This window comes from Nocardioides hungaricus, from assembly GCF_054782915.1.
Genome location: NZ_BAAGRO010000082.1, coordinates 1 through 4,963, shown reverse-complemented (window position 1 = coordinate 4,963; position 4,963 = coordinate 1). Strand labels below are relative to the sequence as shown.

Below are 4,963 nucleotides of genomic sequence, written 5' to 3'. Positions count from 1 at the left end.
AGTCGAGCGGAAAGGCCCTTTTGGGGGTACTCGAGCGGCGAACGGGTGAGTAACACGTGAGTAATCTGCCTTTGGCTTTGGGATAAGCCTCGGAAATGGGGTCTAATACCGGATATGACAGCTCCACGCATGTGGTGGTTGTGGAAAGTTTTTTCGGCCAGGGATGTGCTCGCGGCCTATCAGCTTGTTGGTGGGGTAATGGCCTACCAAGGCTTTGACGGGTAGCCGGCCTGAGAGGGTGACCGGCCACACTGGGACTGAGACACGGCCCAGACTCCTACGGGAGGCAGCAGTGGGGAATATTGGACAATGGGCGGAAGCCTGATCCAGCAACGCCGCGTGAGGGATGACGGCCTTCGGGTTGTAAACCTCTTTCAGTACCGACGAAGCGCCGGTGATGGTGGTGACGGTAGGTACAGAAGAAGCACCGGCCAACTACGTGCCAGCAGCCGCGGTAATACGTAGGGTGCGAGCGTTGTCCGGAATTATTGGGCGTAAAGGGCTCGTAGGCGGTTTGTCGCGTCGGGAGTGAAAACAGCTGGCTTAACTGGTTGCTTGCTTTCGATACGGGCAGACTAGAGGCATGCAGGGGAGAACGGAATTCCTGGTGTAGCGGTGAAATGCGCAGATATCAGGAGGAACACCGGTGGCGAAGGCGGTTCTCTGGGCATGTCCTGACGCTGAGGAGCGAAAGTGTGGGGAGCGAACAGGATTAGATACCCTGGTAGTCCACACCGTAAACGTTGGGCGCTAGGTGTGGGGCCTATTCCATGGGTTCCGTGCCGCAGCTAACGCATTAAGCGCCCCGCCTGGGGAGTACGGCCGCAAGGCTAAAACTCAAAGGAATTGACGGGGGCCCGCACAAGCGGCGGAGCATGCGGATTAATTCGATGCAACGCGAAGAACCTTACCTGGGTTTGACATACGCCGGAAACATCCAGAGATGGGTGCCCGTAAGTCGGTGTACAGGTGGTGCATGGCTGTCGTCAGCTCGTGTCGTGAGATGTTGGGTTAAGTCCCGCAACGAGCGCAACCCTCGTCCTATGTTGCCAGCACGTCCCTTCGGGGGTGGTGGGGACTCATGGGAGACTGCCGGGGTCAACTCGGAGGAAGGTGGGGATGACGTCAAGTCATCATGCCCCTTATGTCCAGGGCTTCACGCATGCTACAATGGCCGGTACAAAGGGTTGCGATGCTGTGAGGCGGAGCGAATCCCAAAAAGCCGGTCTCAGTTCGGATTGGGGTCTGCAACTCGACCCCATGAAGTCGGAGTCGCTAGTAATCGCAGATCAGCAACGCTGCGGTGAATACGTTCCCGGGCCTTGTACACACCGCCCGTCACGTCACGAAAGTCGGCAACACCCGAAGCCCATGGCCTAACCGGATTCTTCTGGGGGGAGTGGTCGAAGGTGGGGCTGGCGATTGGGACGAAGTCGTAACAAGGTAGCCGTACCGGAAGGTGCGGCTGGATCACCTCCTTTCTAAGGAGCACGCACCCCTGCACGCCCGCCGAAGGTGTGGGTGGCACTGGTGGTGTTCGCTAGTGGAATCGTCGATGAACGACCGTGGCCGTGGATCGGTCGCCTCAGTACTGCCTGTCTCTTTGGTCGCTAGCTCGCTAGTGGTGGAAGGGGTGGGTGTGGAACCTGGCGTTCTTGTTCCTGGGTCTTGGTTTTTGGCACACTGTTGGGCCCTGAGGAATCAGCCGTTGGGGATCCGTTTGGGATCAGCCGTTGGGCGGTGTCCTTGGGCTCCCGAGGACCCCTCTTGTCTGCCGTGAGGTGGGGAGGGGCCGAGGTGAGCGGGAAGCTTGTGAATTGGATAGTGGACGCGAGTATCTTGCGGTCAGGGATTCACCGTTCCTGGTCGCGTTTTTCGACGGTGGAGTGATCTGCTGTCGAGTCTTTGCAGTTGTTGTTTTTGTTGAGTGTTTGTGAGACAAGCTGTGAAGGGCACATGGTGGATGCCTTGGCATCGAGAGCCGATGAAGGACGTAGGAGCCTGCGATAAGCCCTGGGGAGTTGGCAACCGAGCTGTGATCCGGGGGTGTCCGAATGGGGGAACCCAGCACGAGTCGTGTCGTGTTACCCGCGCCTGAATGTATAGGGTGTGTGGAGGGAACGTCGGGAAGTGAAACATCTCAGTACCGGCAGGAAGAGAAAACAATTGTGATTCCGAGAGTAGTGGCGAGCGAAATCGGAGGAGGCTAAACCTTATGCGTGTGATACCCGGCAGGGGTTGCGTATGGGGGGTTGTGGGACCATTCGCCTGGGTCTGCCGGCCTGGGGCAGAGTAAGAAAGTTGGGTTGAAGTTGAAGTCCGTTGGAAAGCGGCGCCGTAGAGGGTGATAGCCCCGTAGGTGTAAGGCCCTGTCTCTGGAGTGGTATCCCAAGTAGCATGGGACTCCTGAAATCCTGTGTGAATCTGGCGGGACCACCCGTTAAGCCTAAATACTCCTCGATGACCGATAGCGGACGAGTACCGTGAGGGAAAGGTGAAAAGTACCCCTGGCGGGGAGTGAAATAGTACCTGAAACCGTGTGCCTACAATCCGTCGGAGCCTGGCTTCTCTGTTTTGGCAGGGGGGTGGGTGACGGCGTGCCTTTTGAAGAATGAGCCTGCGAGTTTGTGTTGTGTTGCGAGGTTAACCCGTGTGGGGGAGCCGTAGCGAAAGCGAGTCCGAAGAGGGCGTGTCCCATGTAGATGGGTGGAGTAGCGCGATCAAGACCCGAAGCGGAGTGATCTATCCATGGGCAGGTTGAAGCGTGGGTAAGACCGCGTGGAGGACCGAACCCACTTAGGTTGAAAACTGAGGGGATGACCTGTGGATAGGGGTGAAAGGCCAATCAAACTCCGTGATAGCTGGTTCTCCCCGAAATGCATTTAGGTGCAGCGTTGTGTGTTTCTTGCCCCAGGTAGAGCACTGGATAGCCGATGGGCCCTATCAGGTTACTGACGTTAGCCAAACTCCGAATGGGGGTAAGTGAGAGCGCAGCAGTGAGACTGCGGGGGATAAGCTCCGTAGTCGAGAGGGAAACAGCCCAGACCATCAGCTAAGGCCCCTAAGCGGTGACTAAGTGGAAAAGGATGTGGAGTCGCAGTGACAACCAGGAGGTTGGCTTGGAAGCAGCCATCCTTGAAAGAGTGCGTAATAGCTCACTGGTCAAGTGATTCCGCGCCGACAATGTAGCGGGGCTCAAGTCATCCGCCGAAGCTATGGCATTCATGCGCCCCTTCTTTGTGGGGGAGCCCAGCATCGAGTTGATCGGTGTTCAGGTGTGTGGATGGGTAGGGGAGCGTCGTGTCGCGGGTGAAGCTCCGGAGTGATCTAGGGGTGGATGCGACACGAGTGAGAATGCAGGCATGAGTAGCGAATCAAGTGTGAGAAACACTTGCGCCGAATGATCAAGGGTTCCAGGGTCAAGCTCATCTTCCCTGGGTAAGTCGGGACCTAAGGCGAGGCCGACAGGCGTAGTCGATGGACAACGGGTTGATATTCCCGTACCGGCAAAGTAGCGCCCATGACGAGGCTGGTGATGCTAACCATCCGAAGCATCTGGTGACCGATCCCTTCGGGGTGAGGCGCGGGTGTGGAGCGTGGGACCCGAGCTGGTAGTAGTCAAGCGATGGGGTGACGCAGGAAGGTAGCCCAACCACGCCGATGGTTGTTGCGTGGGTAAGCAGGTAGGGGACGGTCCAGGCAAATCCGGATCGTGGTGCTTGAGTGCACGGCCCTGAGATGTGATGCCGAGCCCGTAGGGGTGAAGTGGGTGATCCTATGCTGTCGAGAAAAACCTCTAGCGAGCTACGCGCCGCCCGTACCCCAAACCGACTCAGGTGATCAGGTAGAGAATACCGAGGCGATCGAGCGAACCATGGTTAAGGAACTCGGCAAAATGCCCCCGTAACTTCGGGAGAAGGGGGGCCGGATCCGTGACGGGACTTGCTTCCGGTAGCGGTGATGGCCGCAGAGACCAGGCCCAAGCGACTGTTTACTAAAAACACAGGTCCGTGCGAAGTCGTAAGACGATGTATACGGACTGACTCCTGCCCGGTGCTGGAAGGTTAAGGGGACCTGTCAGACTGCCCTCTACATGTATGGTGGTTGAAGCGGAGAACTTAAGCCCCAGTAAACGGCGGTGGTAACTATAACCATCCTAAGGTAGCGAAATTCCTTGTCGGGTAAGTTCCGACCTGCACGAATGGAGTAACGACTTGGGCGCTGTCTCAACCATGGACTCGGCGAAATTGCAGTACGAGTAAAGATGCTCGTTACGCGCGGCAGGACGGAAAGACCCCGGGACCTTTACTATAGTTTGGTATTGGTGTTTGGTTCGGCTTGTGTAGGATAGGTGGGAGACTGTGAAGCATTCACGCCAGTGGGTGTGGAGTCATCGTTGAAATACCACTCTGGTCGTACTAGATGTCTAACCTAGGACCATGATCTGGTTCAGGGACAGTGCCTGATGGGTAGTTTAACTGGGGCGGTTGCCTCCTAAAGGGTAACGGAGGCGCTCAAAGGTTCCCTCAGCCTGGTTGGCAATCAGGTGTTGAGTGTAAGTGCACAAGGGAGCTTGACTGTGAGACAGACATGTCGAGCAGGGACGAAAGTCGGAACTAGTGATCCGGCCACGGCATGTGGAAGCGTGGTCGCTCAACGGATAAAAGGTACCCCGGGGATAACAGGCTGATCTTCCCCAAGAGTCCATATCGACGGGATGGTTTGGCACCTCGATGTCGGCTCGTCGCATCCTGGGGCTGGAGTAGGTCCCAAGGGTTGGGCTGTTCGCCCATTAAAGCGGCACGCGAGCTGGGTTTAGAACGTCGTGAGACAGTTCGGTCCCTATCCGCCGCGCGCGTAGGAAACTTGAGAAAGGCTGTCCCTAGTACGAGAGGACCGGGATGGACGAACCTCTGGTGTGCCAGTTGTCCCGCCAGGGGCACGGCTGGTTGGCTACGTTCGG

2 rRNA genes are annotated in these 4,963 nt (G+C 57.2%); both read left to right on the top strand.

Annotated elements, in window-relative coordinates:
• Nucleotides 1-1,481: ribosomal RNA gene (locus ACYVKX_RS23315) — 16S ribosomal RNA — on the top strand; the annotation flags it as partial.
• A gap of 455 nt (nucleotides 1,482-1,936) precedes the next feature.
• A 23S ribosomal RNA gene (locus tag ACYVKX_RS23310) occupies nucleotides 1,937-4,963 on the top strand; the annotation flags it as partial.